At 59.5% G+C, this 18,186-nt stretch carries 19 protein-coding genes; 11 read left to right on the top strand and 8 right to left on the bottom strand.

Annotated features, from left to right (window positions below):
• The first annotated feature begins 81 nt into the window (after positions 1 to 81).
• Positions 82 to 693 carry a response regulator transcription factor gene (locus tag MJ606_RS14865; protein ID WP_343214826.1) on the top strand — a complete coding sequence of 204 codons (612 nt, stop codon included), beginning with the start codon at positions 82 to 84 and terminating at the stop codon, positions 691 to 693.
• A gap of 119 nt (positions 694 to 812) precedes the next feature.
• On the opposite strand, the gene MJ606_RS14860 is transcribed toward MJ606_RS14865, so the two are convergent.
• Positions 813 to 2,351, bottom strand: coding sequence for a LuxR C-terminal-related transcriptional regulator (locus tag MJ606_RS14860; RefSeq protein WP_243050317.1), 1,539 nt, complete (start codon positions 2,349 to 2,351; stop codon positions 813 to 815).
• Between the two features lie 642 nt (positions 2,352 to 2,993).
• Positions 2,994 to 3,494, bottom strand: a complete 501-nt coding sequence (locus tag MJ606_RS14855; protein WP_243050316.1) for a hypothetical protein — start codon at positions 3,492 to 3,494, stop codon at positions 2,994 to 2,996.
• Between the two features lie 326 nt (positions 3,495 to 3,820).
• Here MJ606_RS14855 and MJ606_RS14850 point away from each other — a divergent pair, with 326 nt between their 5' ends.
• Together MJ606_RS14850 and MJ606_RS14845 are read left to right on the top strand one after the other, a co-directional pair.
• A complete protein-coding gene (locus tag MJ606_RS14850; protein WP_243050315.1) occupies positions 3,821 to 5,530 on the top strand; it encodes a thiamine pyrophosphate-dependent enzyme in 1,710 nt (569 codons plus the stop codon).
• A gap of 132 nt (positions 5,531 to 5,662) precedes the next feature.
• The gene (locus MJ606_RS14845) at positions 5,663 to 5,911 is read left to right on the top strand and encodes a GMC oxidoreductase (protein WP_243050314.1); all 249 of its coding nucleotides are present in this window, start codon (positions 5,663 to 5,665) and stop codon (positions 5,909 to 5,911) included.
• A gap of 96 nt (positions 5,912 to 6,007) precedes the next feature.
• Here MJ606_RS14845 and MJ606_RS14840 read toward each other — a convergent pair whose 3' ends face one another.
• A complete protein-coding gene (locus tag MJ606_RS14840; protein ID WP_243050313.1) occupies positions 6,008 to 7,021 on the bottom strand; it encodes a catalase in 1,014 nt (337 codons plus the stop codon).
• Positions 7,022 to 7,396: 375 nt separating this feature from the next.
• Between MJ606_RS14840 and MJ606_RS14835 the strand changes: the two genes are divergently transcribed.
• Positions 7,397 to 7,666, top strand: a complete 270-nt coding sequence (locus tag MJ606_RS14835) for a hypothetical protein (RefSeq protein ID WP_243050312.1) — start codon at positions 7,397 to 7,399, stop codon at positions 7,664 to 7,666.
• Between the two features lie 68 nt (positions 7,667 to 7,734).
• On the opposite strand, the gene MJ606_RS14830 is transcribed toward MJ606_RS14835, so the two are convergent.
• The 5 genes from MJ606_RS14830 to MJ606_RS14810 all read right to left on the bottom strand — a co-directional run bounded on the left by MJ606_RS14830 (position 7,735) and on the right by MJ606_RS14810 (position 14,157).
• Positions 7,735 to 8,217: a Fic family protein gene (locus MJ606_RS14830; protein WP_243050311.1), complete on the bottom strand. Its 483-nt coding sequence runs from the start codon at positions 8,215 to 8,217 to the stop codon at positions 7,735 to 7,737.
• Between the two features lie 133 nt (positions 8,218 to 8,350).
• On the bottom strand, positions 8,351 to 9,697 hold the full coding sequence (locus MJ606_RS14825; RefSeq protein WP_243050310.1) for a retropepsin-like aspartic protease: 1,347 nt from the start codon (positions 9,695 to 9,697) through the stop codon (positions 8,351 to 8,353).
• A 215-nt stretch (positions 9,698 to 9,912) separates the two neighbouring features.
• Positions 9,913 to 10,215 (bottom strand): hypothetical protein, encoded by a 303-nt coding sequence (locus MJ606_RS14820; RefSeq protein WP_243050309.1) that lies wholly within the window; start codon positions 10,213 to 10,215, stop codon positions 9,913 to 9,915.
• Positions 10,216 to 10,733: 518 nt separating this feature from the next.
• Positions 10,734 to 13,268 carry a serine/threonine-protein kinase gene (locus MJ606_RS14815; RefSeq protein WP_243050372.1) on the bottom strand — a complete coding sequence of 845 codons (2,535 nt, stop codon included), beginning with the start codon at positions 13,266 to 13,268 and terminating at the stop codon, positions 10,734 to 10,736.
• Between the two features lie 343 nt (positions 13,269 to 13,611).
• Entirely contained in the window at positions 13,612 to 14,157 is a 546-nt protein-coding gene (locus MJ606_RS14810) for an ECF-type sigma factor (protein ID WP_243050308.1), read from the bottom strand.
• Between the two features lie 167 nt (positions 14,158 to 14,324).
• On the opposite strand from MJ606_RS14810, the gene MJ606_RS14805 reads away from it, so the two are divergent.
• The 7 genes from MJ606_RS14805 (at position 14,325) to MJ606_RS14775 (ending at position 18,181) form a co-directional block, all read left to right on the top strand.
• Positions 14,325 to 15,266: a hypothetical protein gene (locus tag MJ606_RS14805; protein ID WP_243050307.1), complete on the top strand. Its 942-nt coding sequence runs from the start codon at positions 14,325 to 14,327 to the stop codon at positions 15,264 to 15,266.
• 245 nt (positions 15,267 to 15,511) lie between these two features.
• Positions 15,512 to 15,811, top strand: coding sequence for a hypothetical protein (locus MJ606_RS14800; protein ID WP_243050306.1), 300 nt, complete (start codon positions 15,512 to 15,514; stop codon positions 15,809 to 15,811).
• A gap of 97 nt (positions 15,812 to 15,908) precedes the next feature.
• A complete protein-coding gene (locus MJ606_RS14795) occupies positions 15,909 to 16,172 on the top strand; it encodes a hypothetical protein (protein WP_243050305.1) in 264 nt (87 codons plus the stop codon).
• A gap of 156 nt (positions 16,173 to 16,328) precedes the next feature.
• Positions 16,329 to 16,889 (top strand): hypothetical protein, encoded by a 561-nt coding sequence (locus MJ606_RS14790; RefSeq protein ID WP_243050304.1) that lies wholly within the window; start codon positions 16,329 to 16,331, stop codon positions 16,887 to 16,889.
• A 130-nt stretch (positions 16,890 to 17,019) separates the two neighbouring features.
• On the top strand, positions 17,020 to 17,394 hold the full coding sequence (locus MJ606_RS14785) for a hypothetical protein (protein ID WP_243050303.1): 375 nt from the start codon (positions 17,020 to 17,022) through the stop codon (positions 17,392 to 17,394).
• A gap of 51 nt (positions 17,395 to 17,445) precedes the next feature.
• Positions 17,446 to 17,757, top strand: coding sequence for a hypothetical protein (locus MJ606_RS14780; RefSeq protein ID WP_243050302.1), 312 nt, complete (start codon positions 17,446 to 17,448; stop codon positions 17,755 to 17,757).
• Between the two features lie 73 nt (positions 17,758 to 17,830).
• Entirely contained in the window at positions 17,831 to 18,181 is a 351-nt protein-coding gene (locus tag MJ606_RS14775; RefSeq protein WP_243050301.1) for a hypothetical protein, read from the top strand.
• The last annotated feature ends 5 nt before the right edge of the window (positions 18,182 to 18,186 follow it).

Here is an 18,186-nt window from a genome sequence, read left to right as displayed (position 1 = left end):
CGATCGCGCAATCTCCTCTAATCATCGGCATATACAACGTGTTTGGATGAGACCTTGAACGAAGAGCCAGAACGGTTTCGCATTCTCATCGCCGACGACCATCCCGTGATCCGGGACGGCCTGCGTTCGATGCTTTCCGCCGAGGATGACATGGTTGTCGTCGGTGAAGCAGGCGACGGCAAGGAAGCGATCCAGCGTTTCCGCGAGATCCGCCCCGATCTGTTGCTGATTGATCTTCAGATGCCGGAGATCGATGGTTTGCAGGCCATCTCGGCCATTCGTGAAGAGTTTTCCGATGCCGCCATCATTGTTCTGACAAGTTTCCTGGGGGACGCCCGAGTCGCGCGGGCATTTGCGCTAGGTGCCAGGTCGTATCTCCTCAAGACGGCCCGCGGCCAGGAAATCGTCAGAGCCATTCGCAGCGCACTCGTCGGCAGGCACACCATCGCACCCGATGTCGCGCAGCAGGTCGCCCAGCACATGGGCGACGAGCCATTGACTGAGCGAGAGACCAGTATCCTCAAACTGGTTGCTCAAGGGCGCAGCAATCGCGATATCGCCAACACGCTCTTCATTTCCGAAGACACGGTCAAGGCGCGCCTGAAAAGCATTATGCGTAAACTGAATGCTGACGACCGAACACATGCCGTAATGATCGCGATCGGGCGCGGCTTCATCGACCCGGTGCAGTAAGTCTGCGTAGCGCTTGCTAGCTGGCGCCGAGCCCTGCCGGATTGCCAATCCGCACCACCATTGAACGTCATCATGCGCTGCTTTCGAGCGTGAATCAGGTAAAACGGGTCCATGCGCCGTTAGATAATTCCAAGCGACTTTCCAAGCGCGACGGCCTCTGCACGTCTTTTGGTGGAGAGCTTAAGCGACATACGCTTGATGTGACTTTTAACTGTTTCAGGCGTGATATGCAGTTCACGCGCGATTATCTTGTTGGAATATCCCTTGCTGATCAGATGCAGCACTACGATTTCGCGACGGCTGAGTATCTGCGTCATTTCGTGGGCAGCGTTGTTCTCAGGAACGGCGACCGCCACATTACGGGGTGCGAGTATCGCATTTATATAAGCATTGAGATGGCCCAACTGATGCTTCATCGATGCGCGAGTCCTGCGAAGGCACGGCGCGATAACTTCCAGTTCGTCCACGAAGGTGCGGAAAAATCCGGCCGAAGCCCCCAGATCAAGCGCCTTAAGTAAGCCTGCGCAGGCTTCTTCCGGGTGCCCGCCATGAAATAGGCTGGCAGCCGCGAGCGCTGCAAAGCGCACGGCGAATGTTTCCTGATTGCGCTCGTTCAACCAGCAGCTCAACCGAGTGAAGCCGTCGGCTGCCTGGGCGAAATCGCCGGTAGCAAATGCGATGCGCAAACGGGCCGCCTCCAACGGCCATGCCATTTCGTCTATCGGCAAACCAAGTTGTGCAATCGACGGCTCACGTCGCAACGCGCGTGTCAACGTTTGCGTTGCGAGCAACAGGTGTCCCGCGCTGATCAGCAGCGTGATCTCCTGCTCAACGAAGTGCGCCGCCAATGCCTTCCAACCACGTTGTCGGCTCACTGCATGGGCTCTTCGAATAACCGCCAGCGCTTGCCTGGGCTGCTGGTTGGCCATCGCAATACGCGCGGCCACCGTCATGCCCCATAAAGTGGTGTCCGCAGAGCCGTATTGATCAATGGCGGCATCGCGGCCACGAATCAGTGCGTGGGACTCCTCTATGCCGCCCATTTCATAGGCGACTGCCGCGAGCACGCATCGCGATAGCAACGCAGCGTTGGCATCGACACCGAACGCCAGTTCACTCAACGCGACGGCGCGACGGGCGTTTCGTTCCGCCAACTTCAAGCGTAACTGTTCGGCCTCAGCCGCTGCTTCGAGCGACAGATTGATGATTTTGAGCGCCTGCATGTTCAGGCGGCCCCAATAGTGGCGGGGCATCGGAAGATCGTAAAACACACCGAGCCTGCGGGTTTTCCAGCAGGCGTAACGCACGACCGTCAATAGGACCAGACGAAATCGCTGCGTGGCCGAGCGCTTCAGCACTGCACTGGCCAACTCCAGCGCGCGTGCGGCCTCATCCTGCCAGATGAGGCCGATGGCCAAAAGCGTCTCCAGTTCCTCACGGCTAGCCCACCGTTGGGCGATCACATCCTGGCGTTGAATAAGCGAATTGATGACTGCCACGTACCTCAGCAGTTCATCGCGTTCAAACCGCTCAGCGGCTAGCCAAATGGCGTCGAGCAAACCGCGTGTTTGCGCGACGTTTTGCACATGGGAAGAAACATCAAGGGAAAACGCGGCTTCTACAACAACCGGTGGCCGCACGTAGTTGATGTCCTCCACGCAAACGCACCCATTCATAAAGCACCTCGAAAACTCGGTTAGGCACAGCGGATGTGCTTGAGTTTCACTTGGCAATCGCCCCTAAAGATCACCGGACGGTACGGCTACTGCCAAAGACTTCCATGAACGTCTAGCCGCCCTGCCAGCCCTTTTCTAGCATCCATGCGCTCCATCCCGCCTCAGCGCGACTGGACGGCGCAACAGCGCGCTATTGCGATTTCCATAGCGCAGGCGTTGCCTAGCGCGGCGGAGGGGGATTGAAAGGTGCGCCGTTTCACTCGGCGAACCCACACGGAGCCTTGTACTTTTGCCAAGCCAAAGTACCCGCTAGCTATCTTGGGTGATGCCTTCTAAGGGGTACAGTTCCTACCCCCGAAGGGTATTGCACGTGACTCAAAAGTGTCAGGCGTCAACCTTCCTCATGGATCAAGGCAATTGAGCCGAGCCGTCCACGCGATACGTGCGGCCGGGACGCAGGCCCTGGCTTCGTCGATGATCATCCGCGTCCGAAGCCTACGTCAGCGGCGCCCGCAGGACATGCTTGGCTTCCTTAGGAAGCAGGATGGTCACATCAGCAGAGCCACCCATGCGAGGTATCGCGGTTGCACTGCGGCAGAAATGCAGTGCGCGATACGGTATCGGTCAGCATCTTTTGGCCCTACGCGGGCTGAGCACTTGCCGAATAGCCAGCACGGTCAGCGTCAGGAACGCTATCAATGCCACCGCCTGTGCAAGCGCAAAAGGCGCCTCCTTGAGTGTCGGCGCAAGCGCATGCAGGGCTCCAATCTTCGTGAATGCCTGGGCGATGGTCACAAACACCAGAAGGTATTGGGCGGTCAGTAAACCGCAGGCAAAAACGAGTGACCACAGGCGCTTTTTGCTCGCGAGGCGGGCACGGGCGAGCAGTGTGACTATTAGGGTGAAGCAGGAGATCAGGCCAATGATGATGGCTGGTGTGATGCCATGGAAGGGAAACACGAAGCCAGTCACCGTTGCAGCCAGGCCAGTATAAAGGAAGGCCGATTCACGCGTTGGATGAAACGGCGCGAAAGACCAACGGACAACCGCGCGTCCACCCAGTATCAATGCAACCGCGCAAAGACCCAAATGCACCGTTGTTAACAGAATTACCCATACGCTCATAACCATCCTCGGCAGCTGCGTGTCTTCGTTATTGACATGGCCGCGACGGCGGCTATTTACACAATGGACGCGACATGCGGTGCGAAGCATCCCCCCAAACGGGGTAGTTGGCCGCTATCGCCACGTATGCATGCCTTTCTCACTGATGGTCGCGACCACCGCTCGGGGTCAGCGCACAGATAAGCCCCCATCAGGGGGATAGGTGGCACCAATTCGCTACTGCAGACTGCCGGCTGAAGCATCCAAAAGCGGTGCTTTTCGATTTCCTGGCCCGTCATTCACAGCGTGGTGGCGCCGCTTCTTCTTTCTGCCATTCGGAGTTTGTCATGGGCAAAAAAGTTGCTGAGATTGTCGTTGAAGTACTTGAGCAGGCGGGTGTGAAACGGTGCTATGGCATCGTCGGAGACACGCTCAACCTCATTGCCGAGAACCTGAACAAGAGTTCAATCGAGTGGGTAAGCGTACGTCATGAGGAAGCCGGTGCGTTCGCGGCCGGGGCCGAAGCATCACTCACTGGCGAATTGGTCGCATGTGCGGGGTCCTGTGGACCGGGCAGTCTGCACTTTATCAACGGCTTGTATGAGGCCAATCGCAACCGTGCCCCGGTCGTAGTCATCGCCAGTCAGGTGATGATGAATGAACTGGGCTTTGAATTCGTCCAAGAAGTGGACTTTAAGACCGTGTTCGAGGGATGCACGGTGTTTTGTGAAATGATCCTGACACCTGAGCAGGCACGCAAGAAGACGGTCGCCGCCTGCCAATCCGCTCTGACCCTCGGCGGCGTGTCGGTATTGATTGTGCCCGTCGACATGTCGCACGGCGTGGTCAAAGAGGATTTCCCTTACCGCGTGCACCATGCCCGCCCGGACATCTGCCCCAACACCCAGGAACTCGCTGAGATCGCCAAGATACTCAATGAGGGAAACAACATTTCCATTTACGCAGGCTCTGGCTGCGAGGGCGCACTCGAAGAGATCAAGGCGGTAGCCGAGCGCCTCAACGCACCCGTCGCGCATACATCGCGTGCCAAGTCCGCGCTCGAGCATGATAATCCATACAACGTGGGCATGACCGGCATCCTTGGCAATAAAGCGGGCTATGACGCCGTACTCGAATGCGACACGCTGCTGGTGCTGGGTGCCGACTTTGCATGGCGTCAGTTCTATCCGGACCATGCCAAGATCATCCAGATCGATATCAAAGCGACTCATATCGGCCGCCGGCATCACGTCACCTTCGGCGCGGTCGGCGACATCAAGACGACGCTCCGGGCGCTTCTTCCGCTGCTCGATGCCAATCCAGACGCATCGTTCCTCCAAAACGCCCTCAAGAAGCACGAGAGCGCCATGGCCGACTGGAAGAAGCACCTCAAGCCTGGCCCGAACGACAGCATTCCCGCGTCCTACCTGATGTCCGTCATCAATGAACGAGCGGACGAGAACGCATTACTGGTGGCCGATGATGGCTCACCGATTGTCTGGGCGCTGCGCTTCTTCGAAACGAATGGGAAGCGGAAAGTATTCGGCAGCCTTCTTCATGGCACGATGGCTTCGGCACTGCCCAGTTCGTTGGGTCTGAAGAAAGCGGCACCGGATCGGCAAGTCATTGCCTGTTGCGGTGACGGCGGATTGACCATGCTCTTTGGTGAACTCATCACCACCGTTCAAGAGCAGTCCAACGTAAAAATCATCGTGTTCGATAACGGCAAGCTCGGTTTCGTGGAGATGGAGCAGAAAGCCGAAGGCATCCTCGATACGTTTACCAAGCTCAAGAATCCCGATTTCGGTAAGGTCGCCGAAGCCATTGGCCTGTGGGGAAGGACCGTTAGCAAGGCCTCCGAACTTGACGCCGCGATTGGAGATTGGCTGGCGCAGCCCGGCCCTGCCCTCCTTAACGTACACGTGAATCAGCTCGAGCTGGTTCAGCCCCCCAAGATCGAGGCCAAACCCATCATCGGGTTGGGAATGTACTCGGTACGCGCGATCTTGAACGGCCGGGGTGCGGATGTGCTCGAAATGATTCGGGAGAATATCTGATTCAAGCCCTCGAAGGCTCCGAGTGCGGCCCTCGTTTGTCGGGCGCACTCGGCGGCCCAAGAAGGCAACGGCGATGCCATCTCGCGCGCCATGAAGCCCAAGAGCCACAGCATCTTCTGTATGAAGCCTGGCATGGATTACGGCGCGCGAATTTACCAGTCCATCCATATGACAGGCGGAGCCATCATGGGAAGCGGTCCGAGTAACAGCGTCGTCAACCGCCATTCGCAAAGCCGGGATCTGCACAACTTGTTTGTGTATGGCGCATCGTTGTTTCCGCAGAACATCGGCTACAACCCGGCCGGACTCCCTGCAGCCTTGACCCACTTCTCTGCAGAAAAGATGCGTGATTACCTGAAGATCCCCCCGTGCACTCGTTGACGTTTGATACACACCGCCCCTGAGTCTTTCTGTTCCAAAAAAGCGGCTCCTGTCTTGCCGACCAGGAGCCGTACAGAACCAAGCCGGGTGATGGGCTCAAGCGTTGGAAGAGGCGCCCCACGCTTTGGCACTCGCCCCGTACACTTCGCCGCGCGCGCGATTGATATTTCCCAATGGCCGGAAGAGAGCCGGGGCGTTCCAGGGATTGAATGCCATCTCGTCCACCTTCGCCATGTCACGCAGGCCTTCCTCGCCCAGGATATTCTGCGATGGAATCACGAGGGTACCCACTTCGACCGGAGGCGCCACGCTTTCGAGCCATTCAACGGCAGCATCTTCAATCGGCGTGTGTTCTTCATCGACGTAAGACTGGATGGCAAGCCGATACGCTATTGGCCGTTCATGCAACACGTTTGCAAAGCCTTCACGCAGCCCATCCGCCGTCGCAGGCCGCGCTTCACTCTGCTCGACACTTGTGTAAAGACAAGGGCGAAGCATCAGACGGACAGGAAACGAGCCCCAGAGCAGAGCGCCGCGGCTCCAAAAAGCTTCGGCTTGTAGCCCAGGACTGGGACGCATGCCCTTCATCACCGTGGTAATCATTCGCATGGCCTCATCGACGCCGAAGTGCGCGACGAGCCGCTCTTTCAATGTTGCTGGGTCGCCCATGGCAATGGTCGCAAACTGGACGAACTGCTTAGCGTTGCGCGCGTGTGAGACAGGATAGTTCGTCATCAATAGATCGTGTGCCTTACCGCCCGGCAAGGTGAGCTTGATCGCTATGCCACGCATGTCCGCCGCATCATCGCGCTTTGGCACGCCGCTAGCATTAGAGAAGCGGATCGAAGCACGAAGGACCGCACCTGGAATGAAGTGCCCGACATGAAATTGACTCTGAAGATCCGAGTCCATGCGCAGCTCAGCGTTGGTCACGCCAACCAATATCTTTGAATGGAGTGTACGCATCGCATGTGAAACACCCGCGGACTCCCTATTCTTTTCCTGGATATCCAGCATTGCCTGTGCGAGCTGACGAAACCCTTGACGTTCGGCTTCCAGGCTGCCTCCCTCATACGCCTCTGTCCACGAGCTTTTTTCTGCGTTTGTCACGAGAGATATCCTCATGTGGAAATGACCATCCTTGCGTAGTTTTCACCGAAGCCCGCCGCTGGCGACGCCCTTTAATCCCAGAAGTTTCGCTCCTTTTACGCATGACGAATCTCCCCTGTTTGGGGGCGGCGTACCGGTTCGAACTGGGTGCCGTCTCTCTTACCCGCCCCCAATAGGGGGCTATTCGCGACTACATCGGCATGGCCCAATGTTAGATGTGGTCGATCGAAAGTCACTGGATGACATAAGTGATCGGTCTAGCTGCCTATAGCGGTCTCAGACTCAGTTTCTCCACGGAACGTACGCGGCGATGGGGGCGAAGTTCTATAAAACGTGCGCTTTTATTGGCGAACACACCGCAAGAGGGAGTCAACAATGAAGGCGGACGCGAACCAGCCCGGGCAAAACCTTTCCATTGCTGAACGCCAGCACCTCAACCCCATAGATGTCAGTCGCGTTCTGATCGCAGTCATCAATGAAGCGGCTCGCATTGAACCAGATTCAATAAATCTTCTCCGCTGGTACGTCGAAGACCCTATCGATAGCCTCGGCGGGCGAACTGCGGAGCAATTAGTTGCGTCGGGTCATGGTGAACTCGTTGTTCGTTTCCTTCGCCATATTAACGGCGCTGCCATAGAACAATAGCCACCACGCTTACGCCTTGCGAACCAGCGCCCCCGTAAATCTATTGCGCCTCCTTGAGGATCCTCGGCCTATCGGGTAACTCCTGGCTGACATTTGCCACCGCCATATCCTAATGCGCTAAAAAAAGCCCCGCCGCCGTCGATAGACCCACGCAACGCCCGCCCTTTTGACATCAGCTCGGCCATATCGATGCTGGAGCAGAAGAATTCGACGACCGGATTCCAGTTGCCGTGCAGCCATGCCTGCTTGAGCTTCAGGGTGAAGCCGCCCTTGGAGAGGTACTGGATCTCCTTGAGAGGGATATAGGCTTCATCCGTGTCGATAAGTGCGTTGAAAACAATACGCGACGTTCGCCCGTTGCCATCCAGAAAGGGATGAAGAAACGTGATGCCGACCAGGCTCAGCATCGCCTGGAAAAATGGCGAGGATCGTTTGCTCACCAGCGCCCCGTGCAGGCGCCTGAGCTGAGGCTCCACCACGTCGAAGGGCGGAAACTCCCAGTAGTCCACTTGTTTGGATACCGCAAAGACAGGCACCGTGCGGATGCGCATATCGCGTCAGCGCATCGTCGCCACCCGCAATCAACGCGAGCTCGCGCAAAGTCAACCTTCGCACGGGATAAAACTCCTTTTTGTTGAATGCCCTTCCGGGACCCGGGGCGAAAGCCGCCCCAATGCTTACGCGCTAGTGCATGGACCTTGGTTGCACGCACCCTACGCCGCGTTGCAAGTCGTAGCTGAAGATAAAATCCCTGAGTGCTGGCAGGCCAAGGGTCAGATCGGCGTTCAGCGACAAGTTCGTGTAAAGGCGAAGCTCTCGGTGCAATGAGTTACCACCCTCGGTAATGCTCATTTCCGTGGGGAGATAGAATGCAAGGCCGCCACCACCGCTCGCGGTTGCCAGCCCTTCCACGCTAAAACGAGTTTCGGCGTCCTTGATGCCGAATCTGCTCCGCAGACTCCACGGGCTCATGGCATAAATCCTCGCCGCCCCGGTATCCAGCAGTGCATGAAACACCCCGTCACTTGTCTCCAAGGGCAGGAGAACCAGCATAGGATCGGGAAACACGGCCGAGCGCAGCAGTGCCTTGTCGTGGCACGCGTGGTTGCTCGACCCGACGACCAACGTATCGTCGGTCAGCGTGAATGCCCCCATCAACTTCAGGAAATCCATGCCAAGTAGCGGTGCCGATGCGTCGTCCCCGTCGACCAGCACCGGAAAATCGCGCACGGTGAAAGACCCCACCGACAGAAACCTGATGTAGGCGCGCTGCACCTCGGCTGGATGACCGAGGACATCCATGATCACTTCCTTGCGCGGAGTGATCTGCGCACCGATGGCTGAAGCGACCCTGTGCGAAATCACCGTGGGTCCCGCGCCGGTGTCCAGACTGAAGTCCATGCGAACGCCATTGGCGTGCACATTGACCATCAACTCGCCCGATGCATTGCGGCGCACGGGAACGTGCTCGTCGCGCACGAATACAACGCGGGGCGGCTTTCTATCGAGAACGCCCCGGTAGCTTTCAGGCCCGCGCAGGAACGAAAGCGCTGGCTCGTGCGCCACATCGTCGTCGCTTAAACCCGCCTGTTGCATAAGCCGACGATTGGCCGCAGCCAACCTGCCTGCCAGGGCAGCCATGGCCGGGTAGTCGCCTCGCAGGCCAGCGATATTCATCCTGAGCCAGCCGCACAGCGCCAGCGGACCATCCATAGCCCCCTGCTCCGCGATCGACATGCATCGCGATGCCTTGGCGTCGGCCCCCACGAAGTCGAAATGCATGCGCGCACGAAGAGCTTGGGCCAAAAGCGTGTAAGCCCTGCCGTTGGCGGAAGCGTCGGTACGCGCGATCCGCTCCACCGCGATAAGGGCCGGCTCGTCGGTCGCGGTCGCTGCTTCCATGAGCCGACTTCCGTACGGACCGAGCGTGCTCCAGTCATTGACCCATGGCGAACCCGCAAAGGCCAATCGCATGCACAGCATGCCGACGCATGCACACAGCACTTTCGAAACGGTATTCGACCAGGCCATTACACCATCCTCAATGCCGGGGGCGAGCTCCGCCCCCGGCCATACGTCATAACAGCAACCGCTTACCTGTTCTTGCAGGCAATGGAACTGCCGCTGCCATTGAGACCCACGGCACCGTTGATGATCTTGCCGACGGTACCGGCGCTCCCGTTGGCGCCGCCCGCCCCGTGGTGATCGACGGAACCGTATCGCTGGGCAGCTGATGCTCACGCCGGTCAGCGATCCATCCGAGCCATAGGTTGCCGTGGCGCTGCTGGTGCTTCCACTCGCAATGCCGTCACCGTACCCGCGCTCTGCGAGGTGATGTCCACCAGGCCTGCTTGCGGCACCAGCATGCCCGCCACGTGTTCGCGACGCGTGTATCGCCCCACGTAAAGCCATAGCGCAATCGCCATCCCCATCAAGAGCACCGCCATCGTCCACAATCCCTGGGAGACCGGCGTGACAAGCCGCACGCTTCCCAGCCACGGCTGCCGCTTGGCATCAATGGCCTGCTGGCGGAACAGTTCTTCGCTCATGGCTGGTTCCGCCGGAAGACGGCCACGGCCGACGTCGTCTGCTTGATGGGATGCACGTGTCAACACACCGGTTGGAAAAGGCCAGCCGCTATCCGCCTGCCAGCAAGACCGGCAAGAGACAATCGATTGAGATGATCAACAGAAATCAAGCCGGAGGATTATCAAATCCCCCCATGCGACCTGGCCCGCATGCACGAAACCATTCCCCGTCGCAGCAGGCCTGAATAAAAACGGCTGAATCAATGCATGTGCATGTTCTATTTCGTCACGCCAGGCTCCCTGCCCAAAGCAACTCGCCTCGCGGCGATTAAAGTCCCAGCCGCGGGAGTCGTGCCGCGGTGCGCGCATAAGAATATATGCCGGCCGACGCTGTCAATCGACAACATATTGCGATTGGCGACGAATGAAATTGCGCAGCCGCTTTCCCAATGAGTTGCTTTTGCTTAGACGCACATGTCGAGGAGTGACTACATGAATAGTCGCGGCAGGCTAATCATCCACCTCAATACCCATCTGGATCAGCGAGCGGCAAGCCCCGCGTTTGCGAGCAAGCGCATCGCGGCATCGCGATCGGTGTTTGGCCCCGCGGGGATATCGGCGAGCGACATTCTTGCCTCGACGCGAAGGCGGTCCGCCATGGCCAAGTCACCGAGCGAGGCATCGATGCGCGCAAGGTCCGCCTGGGTACGCGCGACAAGGGCCGCCGCCTTCGGCGTGATGGCGCTCGCCGCGGCAAGGGCACTGTCGAGGTAGGGCGCCGCATCTCTGCTGCGCCCGAGTGCCTGCAGAATGTCGCTATACAGAAGGCGCGCCCGGATCGCTTTCTCCGAACTCTGATCGGCCAGTGCAGCGTACATGGCGACGGCTTGACCAGCCGTCGTGGCCGCACGCTCGAGCTTGCCGTTGGCCGCCATCAACTCGGCCTCGACGGCAAGGGCGAAAGCGGTATCGGGATGGGCGCCGCGATGCAGCCGCTGCGCCTCGGCAAGCGCGCCCTCCACATTGATCAGGGCATCGTCGAAGCGCCCGCGTGCGATGAGCACTTGGGCGAGACTCGCGCGGTCGTAGCTGCGACCATTGTCGGCATAGTCAACGCCCAGCAGGCGCTGCCTTCGGCGGATCGCATCGCGCAGGCCCGTCTCGGCTTCAGCGTAGGCGCCCTGCCGGTAGCGAAGCCTGGCCACGTTGGCCATGCTCAACGCCTCACTGGATTCGGAAGACGGCGTCAACGCCCGATCGATGGCTATGGACTTGATATAGAAGGCTCTGGCTTCGTCGAACCTGCCTTCGAGCGTAAGCACGATGGCGAGGTCGTTGAGATGCCAGGCGGTATGGGCATTGAGGTGCGTATAGGCGTTGGCATCGATGTCCAGCGCGTCGCGCATGAGCTGCTCGCCCTCGCCATAGTGACCGAGTTTGGTCAGTGCCGAGGTGAGGATGGCCATCGTGTCCGCGACGTCGGCATGTCGTGCGCCAAGATGACGCCGCTTGCGCGCCAGTGCTTCCCGCAACAGCGGCTCTGCGCGGCTGGAGCGCCCGGCATCCATAAATATCCAGCCGAGATTCAGTACCGCCTCGGTCAGCGCCTCGCTGTCGTTCGGCAGTATGCGACGTGCCAATGCGACGTCCTTCTCGCCAATGTCGATGGCCTTGTCCGATTCGCCGATGCGTTCATCCAGGCCAGCAAGCCATGCGAGCGCCTGCACTTCCTCGGGCGAGTCATGGTTGGGTCCTGGATCGAAGGCTTCGATCGCGCCCTGGAGGCGCGACCTCGCCTCGCGGAAGCGACCGAGTTCATCGGCTTCTTTGGCGAACAGGTATTCGATGTGCAACGTACGCCGATCCGTCGCACCGAACTGCGCATTCGCCAAGCTGGCCGCTTCCTCGAGGGGTTGCCACGCGCGCTCAGGGTGGCCGCTGCGACGGTCCAGGTCGCCTACCAGCGCGAGGATCTCGGCACGAAGCGCGGGCTGCGTGGCGAAGTCGTGGTCGGCTCGCTCGCGTCCGCGTGAAAGCAGTTCCTCGGCGGTTTCGTTCGCCTCCGTGCCGTGCGCGGAACTGTCGAACAGGCCTTCAAGGAACGTCTTGAGCGCGTCCGCCCGATGCGCTTCACTCTCGGCCGCGGTAGCCTGCGAGCGAGCCTCATCGGCGGCACGCCGGGCAAGGCGCGCTTCGTGCAGGCCGGCCACCGTTGCACCGGCGAGCATCATGGCGGTCACGGCGCCGATGGAAACGGCCAGAGCATGGCGCTTGGCGAACGTGACCGCTCGATATGCCAGCGTGTCCGCACGTGCATGCAACGGCTTGCCGCCGATGTAGCGCTGGATATCGGCGCTTAGCGCGGCGACGCTGGGGTATCGACGGGCGGGGTCCGCTCGTGTCGCTTCCTGCACGATGGCATGAAGGTCGACGCCGAGCGTTCGACGCAGCGCTTCATCGTCAAAGACGGAGGCTTTCGCATCGGCATGGGCGTCGACTCGATGCGGCTGCTGATCGCCGATGAGCGCGGCCAGAAGCACGCCAAGCGCGTACACGTCGATGGCTGTCGTGGCGACGTCCCCCGCGAACTGCTCGGGCGCGGCATACGAACGGGTGAGGCGGCGCGCCTCGGTGCGCGTGTGTTCGCCTTCGCCGGTGAGCAGCTTGGCGATACCGAAATCCACCAGCTTGACGCAGCCTTCGGCGTTGACCAGCACGTTGCTCGGCTTCAGGTCGCGGTGCACGATCAGGTTGCGATGGGCGTGCTCGACTGCCGAGCACACATCGATGAACAAGGCCAGGCGTTCGCGCACGGACAGGCCACGAAGCGCGCAATGCGCTACGAGATCCTCACCGGCGACGAATTCGAGCGCCAGAAACGGCGTACCCGTCGGGGAGAAGCCAGCATCGAGCAACTGCGCAATATGCGGGTGCTGCAGCCGTGCCAGGATGCGTTGCTCACGCAGGAAGCGGCGGCGCTCGTCGGCATCGTGGACGTCGATGCGCAGCAGTTTGAGCGCCACCGTCTGCGGGCCGCCGGGAAGTTCGCGGGCCGCTTCGAACACACTGGCCATGCCGCCGGAACCGACGAAGCGAAGCACGCGATAGCCGGAAATGGTGGGCAGTGCATCGGGCTGGACGTCGGCGAGCGCAGGCAACCATTGCTCCATGCCGCGCTCGAGCGCCTCTACGCCGGGGGCATAGCCGAGGGCTTGCGTGACCAGTGCGCGCAAGGTCGGGTCGTCACAATGCCGGCGCAACCATTCGGCCTGCTCGATGGCAGGCACATCGAACAGCTGGTCGATCAGTGGCTCGATCTCATGCCAGCGTTGGGAGAAGGCGGAAATCATCGGCGGCGTGTATTCCCGTGCTGATATGTCCCTATAGCGTATTTACCCGCCCGGAACCGACATCGCCTCACGTATCCGGCAGCAGGCAGGCCGACAGGAAGGTACGCGCCTTCAGCCAGTCCCGCTCGACCGTGCGCGCGTTGACGCCCAGCACCTCGGCGATATCCTGGCTCGACAGGTCGGCGAAGAGCCGCAGTTCGGCTACCCGCGCAAGGCGCTCGTCGGCAGCCGCGAGCCGGGTCAGCGCTTCGTCGATGGCCAGCACGTCGATGATGTCCGAGGGAGTCTCGGCCGCCGTCATGTCGGGGGCCTGGCGTTTCTGCGCGTTCTTCCGGCGCGCGTGGTCGATCAGGACGCGGCGCATCACCTGGCTCAGGTACGCATAGAGATGCGCACGATCGGCGAAGGCAACGCCGTCCTGGACGACCAGCCTCAGATAGGCCTCATGGACCAGCGCCGTGGTTTCGAGCGTGTGCGCCGCTTCATGCGCACGCTGGCGGTGCGCCAGGCGGCGCAGGGTGGCATAGACCTTGGGGATCAGCGTATCGAACGCGGTGGCGTCGCCGTTGGCGGCACGCGCGAGTACCTCGGTGATGTGGAGCTCGGCGTTCATGCGCGTGGGCGCCCCGGCAACCGGCGGGTGAGCACCTGCGAAAAAGGCGGCTTCGGCGATGTCGGCATCCGCCCCCCTTTTGCGCTGTAAAGGGGGATGGCGCAGATCGGAACGGCCTCAAACCCAGGGAATGCCATCACCCATCGCATCCAAAGAGGATAGAAATCATGTCGAATCATCGCGCTACCTATGCTCGACTCACAAGGGCCACGGGTCTACTGGTGCTGGCCTCCGCCAGCCTTGCAGGCGTTGCCATGGCCGATGCCGATGTCGCCGCATCCGCCACCAGCGTGGGAACCTACAGCTATCAGACGCTCGATTACCCCGGCTCGTCGCAGACGATCTTCTGGGGCATCAACGATTTCGGCGAACTGGGCGGCCAATATGCCATCAATGGCGGCACGGCCCACGCCATGGTGTATCGCCATGGTCATTTCGAATTGCTCGACCCTGCCGCGCTGGGCACCTACTTCAGCGCCGCTGGCGGCCCCAATGACCTGGGCGTGACCTATGGCGCTTATGCCGATGCCTCGGGCACGCAGCACGGCTTCGTATTGCGCGGAAATCATTTTGAAACCGTGGACTTTCCCGGCCACCTCAATTCGAACGTGGATGGCATCAATGAGTTCGGCACCATCCTGGGGGTGTACTGGGACGCGGATGGCGCCTTCCATGGCATCCTGCGTCGCGGGCACGGCTGGGATACGCCCTTCGATGTGACTGGCGCCGCCGAAACTTATCCGCTGGGCATCAACGACCTGGGCGAATCCATCGGCTATTGGGACACCAATCCGAAAGCCCCCGTGCCGCACGGCTTCTACCGCGACGCGAACGGAAAGATCACCACGCTGGACGTTCCCAACGCCGGGAGCACGGTAGCCTTCGCGATCAACGACGTGGGCCAGATCGCAGGCTATTACTGGACCGGAACCGGGCAGATCCATGCGTTCGTCAAAACGCAGGGCAAGTTCCAGACCCTCGACGTGCCGGGCGCGGCAGACACGCTAGCCACCACCATCAACAACTTCGGCGTCGTCTCCGGGGAATACATAGATGCCGCAGGTCAACAGCATGGCTTCATCGCCACGCCCAAACCGGCGGACCACTAAGACTGAGTGATACGGAGGCATCCGCACGGATGGGGAGCCTCCAACCCACGCGCTATTCACCTGCGGATTCCGGTCGGGTTGAACACCGGTTCCGGTAACCATTGAACACCCCGCTGGGGCTGACCAGGGGTGTCGTCGGGCTCTTATGGCTATATTCTGGAACGGCCCGCTATCGACCCAAAGCAGAAATTTGCAAAAAACGGATTGATCACAATGCTGTGACGGTCACATACGAAGGAACGCTGATGAATATGGTGTTGAGGACGGTCCGTGGGGCTATGAACGTCTTTGGTTCGGGGCTTTTGTTGTTGGTTACGACCAGCCTGTGGGTAAGTGCTACCAATGCGCCCGCGAGCGCATTTAAGGGTGAAGGTTGGGTGGGAGCCTTGGTAGTGCTGGGGGCGGCGCTGTTCAGCGGGTTTCTTGCTACCGTGTTTTGGAAACAGCGCGCAGGAAGACGTTCTTACTATTCCAGTGCAATTCTCAATGGGCTGTCCACCGTTGCGTTCCTGTCCGTAATTGTTATCTGGGCGATGAATCATTGATCGGGGTCCAGCCCGCGTAATCGATTTGGGCAACGCTACAGGTCCGCTTTCGACCCGAAGCAAACATTTCGATTGAATGGATTCAGGGAGAAGAAGCATGAGCGACCCAAAGGACGATCCGCTGTGCCTGGTTTTCATACCGCCGCTGGTTACCCTGCTATATCGTGCAGAAAGCACGCTTGAACAGCCCCTGACGGAAGCCCAGGTCATTGCCATAAGGGATAGCGCCACATGCATCACTTTACCGTTCAGCGTGGCCTTGAAGGGCGAGCAAGAACGGGGGTATCCCGATATCGTTGCTGAGCAATGCTGGGAGGAGTGGCAGGCGGCAAGGGAGCAGCTCTTTCCCAAAGAGCAGTGAGGTCCGCTTCCGACCCAAAGCGGACCTCCGCGGCGAATTAGAAATGGACATGGCCTGGGCTACGGGTTGTCCACAGGTTCTTCCGTTCGAAAGTTGACCGTATGGCGCGAGCAGGTCATCGTTAGTCATTCATCGGCTTGGGGATCTGGGATTGCCATGACAAAAACAGACGAGCGAGGCATCGGTTATAGCCAACTCGCGCGCGATTTTTCCCCTTTTGAAGCGCAAGTCTTGCTGGGGCGCCTGCAGGCGGAGGGAATCGATGCGCATCTGACAGGCGTCAATCATGCACAGGCCAATCCGCTCATGCTCAACGCCTTGGGGGGAGTCCGGCTATTCGTCCGTGATGAGCAACAGTCGTTGGCGCTCGAGATCATGGCGGCCGCCGACCAAGGCGAGTACGCCCTTGAAGAGGAAAGCCGGGCTGACGAAGCCACGCATGCAGCGTCCGATTCAGCGAGAGATATGCGTCTACAACACCAGTGGACAAGCTCCAGGAAGGTCCTCGTACTCGTGGCGATGCTTCTGCTGGCAATTTCGCTGGCTATTGTGGTCATCAAGGTAGTGTGGGCGCAGTCATACGACTACTTCCCGTACTCCATGACGCCCGAGCCGACATCCCGCATCATTGGGAAGTGGGTGTTCAGTGCCCTCGTTGCCTTACACCCGGCGCTCTGGCTTTTCCTGATCGTCCGTGAGCTAAGGAAGTCGCGATGATGTCATGGGAAGAAATTGAAGCGGTGCGCCGTAAGTGAAATGTTCGCTTCCGATTTAAAGCAGACATTGTCGGAAGTGGTTTGAGACGGGGCGGTGGGTCGGCAGATATTGAATCCAAAGGGGGATTTTCGTGATTTTTCGCACACGTAAGGGCGCAATTACTGCGGGCATTCTCGTAGTGGCAATTGCCTGGATCATGAAGGGGCCCCTTCTGGTTCAGTGGGTAAGTGAGGGCCTCCTTAGCGTCGTTTCGTTCTTGCTATTGTTCTTTTCGGTGGCGTCGATTCTCGTCGGGTGCTTGTTGATGAAGCGCGGCAAGCCGAGCCGACGAGCGTTTGTTCTGCATATCGCGTCTTCGGTCATGGCATGCGTTACAACGCATTTCTTCTTCGTAACGCCGCTCGCGCTCGGAGTCTCTGTGGCAGTCACCGCGCTGATCTGGCCGGCCTCAAACCAACGGGTAACGGCCTCGGAACGCATCGATCCGGACGCGAACTCGATCTAGGGCAACGGCTGCTTCCGACCCACAGCAGACATCGATATTGGGAGGCTACGCATGAAGGTCATTGAACATGAGCCTCAATTTTGGTTCTTGCTCCAAGACGGCGCGCAACTTCTGCTAGATGTGTCCTGTGAATATAGTTTCGTGGGATACAGCTTCCTCATGGTGCTCAATGAGGACGAAGTTAGTTGCTACCAGAATGAAGGCCGCGGCTACCTGAGTAAACTCGCCGAGGCAATTAATTTTTCATGTCCAATAGCTCGCGCTAGTTCATCTCCATATAAGCAACGGAATATTCAGTCGCTGCGGGGCGGCGAGGTGCTCGATGCTGTGCGAGGGTGGCGGGAGGCAAAAGTTGAAAACTGAAGCGTCCGCTTCCGACCCGAAGCGGACATGGTGCAGTCGCAATTCTGCGGGTTGTGAAGAGAAAGGAGGGGTGATGGCCTGGCTGGATCCTCGATGGTTCACGTTCGAAGCGCTCAATGCGGAATGGCAGAGAAAGGACATCCGCGGCTGGTTTTTCAGTGTGGCGACCGCCTCGCTGGTCCTGATCCTCGTTCTGCACCCGGAAACAGCACCTACCGCGCTATATATCGACTCAGTTGGCCTGGAGATGTTTTTGACGCTGCTGGAGTTGCAGGTGGCAGTTGGGTTGGTGCTCTATAGGGAGCAACTTGTGACGATCTTCCGCGCTATGTCAGCGTCGGATAACCTTCCAGGCACCGCGCTGCGCAAGGCTGTTGCACTTCCGCGTTACTCCTGGGCTGCTCTCAATGGCGCCTTCCGGTGATTTCG

The organism is Dyella sp. RRB7 (genome assembly GCF_022761115.1).
GTDB lineage: Bacteria > Pseudomonadota > Gammaproteobacteria > Xanthomonadales > Rhodanobacteraceae > Dyella.
This window is presented reverse-complemented; position numbering and strand designations above follow the sequence as displayed.

What these genes read in the sequence shown, in the direction of transcription:
- MJ606_RS14855 (WP_243050316.1), bottom strand. Translation starts at nt 3,494, where the DNA reads ATGAGCGTATGGGTAATTCTGTTAACAACGGTGCATTTGGGTCTTTGC.
- MJ606_RS14850 (WP_243050315.1), top strand. Translation starts at nt 3,821, where the DNA reads ATGGGCAAAAAAGTTGCTGAGATTGTCGTTGAAGTACTTGAGCAGGCG.
- MJ606_RS14845 (WP_243050314.1), top strand. Translation starts at nt 5,663, where the DNA reads ATGGATTACGGCGCGCGAATTTACCAGTCCATCCATATGACAGGCGGA.
- MJ606_RS14835 (WP_243050312.1), top strand. Translation starts at nt 7,397, where the DNA reads ATGAAGGCGGACGCGAACCAGCCCGGGCAAAACCTTTCCATTGCTGAA.
- MJ606_RS14830 (WP_243050311.1), bottom strand. Translation starts at nt 8,217, where the DNA reads ATGCGCATCCGCACGGTGCCTGTCTTTGCGGTATCCAAACAAGTGGAC.
- MJ606_RS14825 (WP_243050310.1), bottom strand. Translation starts at nt 9,697, where the DNA reads ATGGCCTGGTCGAATACCGTTTCGAAAGTGCTGTGTGCATGCGTCGGC.
- MJ606_RS14820 (WP_243050309.1), bottom strand. Translation starts at nt 10,215, where the DNA reads ATGAGCGAAGAACTGTTCCGCCAGCAGGCCATTGATGCCAAGCGGCAG.
- MJ606_RS14815 (WP_243050372.1), bottom strand. Translation starts at nt 13,268, where the DNA reads ATGGCCAGTGTGTTCGAAGCGGCCCGCGAACTTCCCGGCGGCCCGCAG.
- MJ606_RS14810 (WP_243050308.1), bottom strand. Translation starts at nt 14,157, where the DNA reads ATGAACGCCGAGCTCCACATCACCGAGGTACTCGCGCGTGCCGCCAAC.
- MJ606_RS14805 (WP_243050307.1), top strand. Translation starts at nt 14,325, where the DNA reads ATGTCGAATCATCGCGCTACCTATGCTCGACTCACAAGGGCCACGGGT.
- MJ606_RS14800 (WP_243050306.1), top strand. Translation starts at nt 15,512, where the DNA reads ATGAATATGGTGTTGAGGACGGTCCGTGGGGCTATGAACGTCTTTGGT.
- MJ606_RS14795 (WP_243050305.1), top strand. Translation starts at nt 15,909, where the DNA reads ATGAGCGACCCAAAGGACGATCCGCTGTGCCTGGTTTTCATACCGCCG.
- MJ606_RS14790 (WP_243050304.1), top strand. Translation starts at nt 16,329, where the DNA reads ATGACAAAAACAGACGAGCGAGGCATCGGTTATAGCCAACTCGCGCGC.
- MJ606_RS14780 (WP_243050302.1), top strand. Translation starts at nt 17,446, where the DNA reads ATGAAGGTCATTGAACATGAGCCTCAATTTTGGTTCTTGCTCCAAGAC.
- MJ606_RS14775 (WP_243050301.1), top strand. Translation starts at nt 17,831, where the DNA reads ATGGCCTGGCTGGATCCTCGATGGTTCACGTTCGAAGCGCTCAATGCG.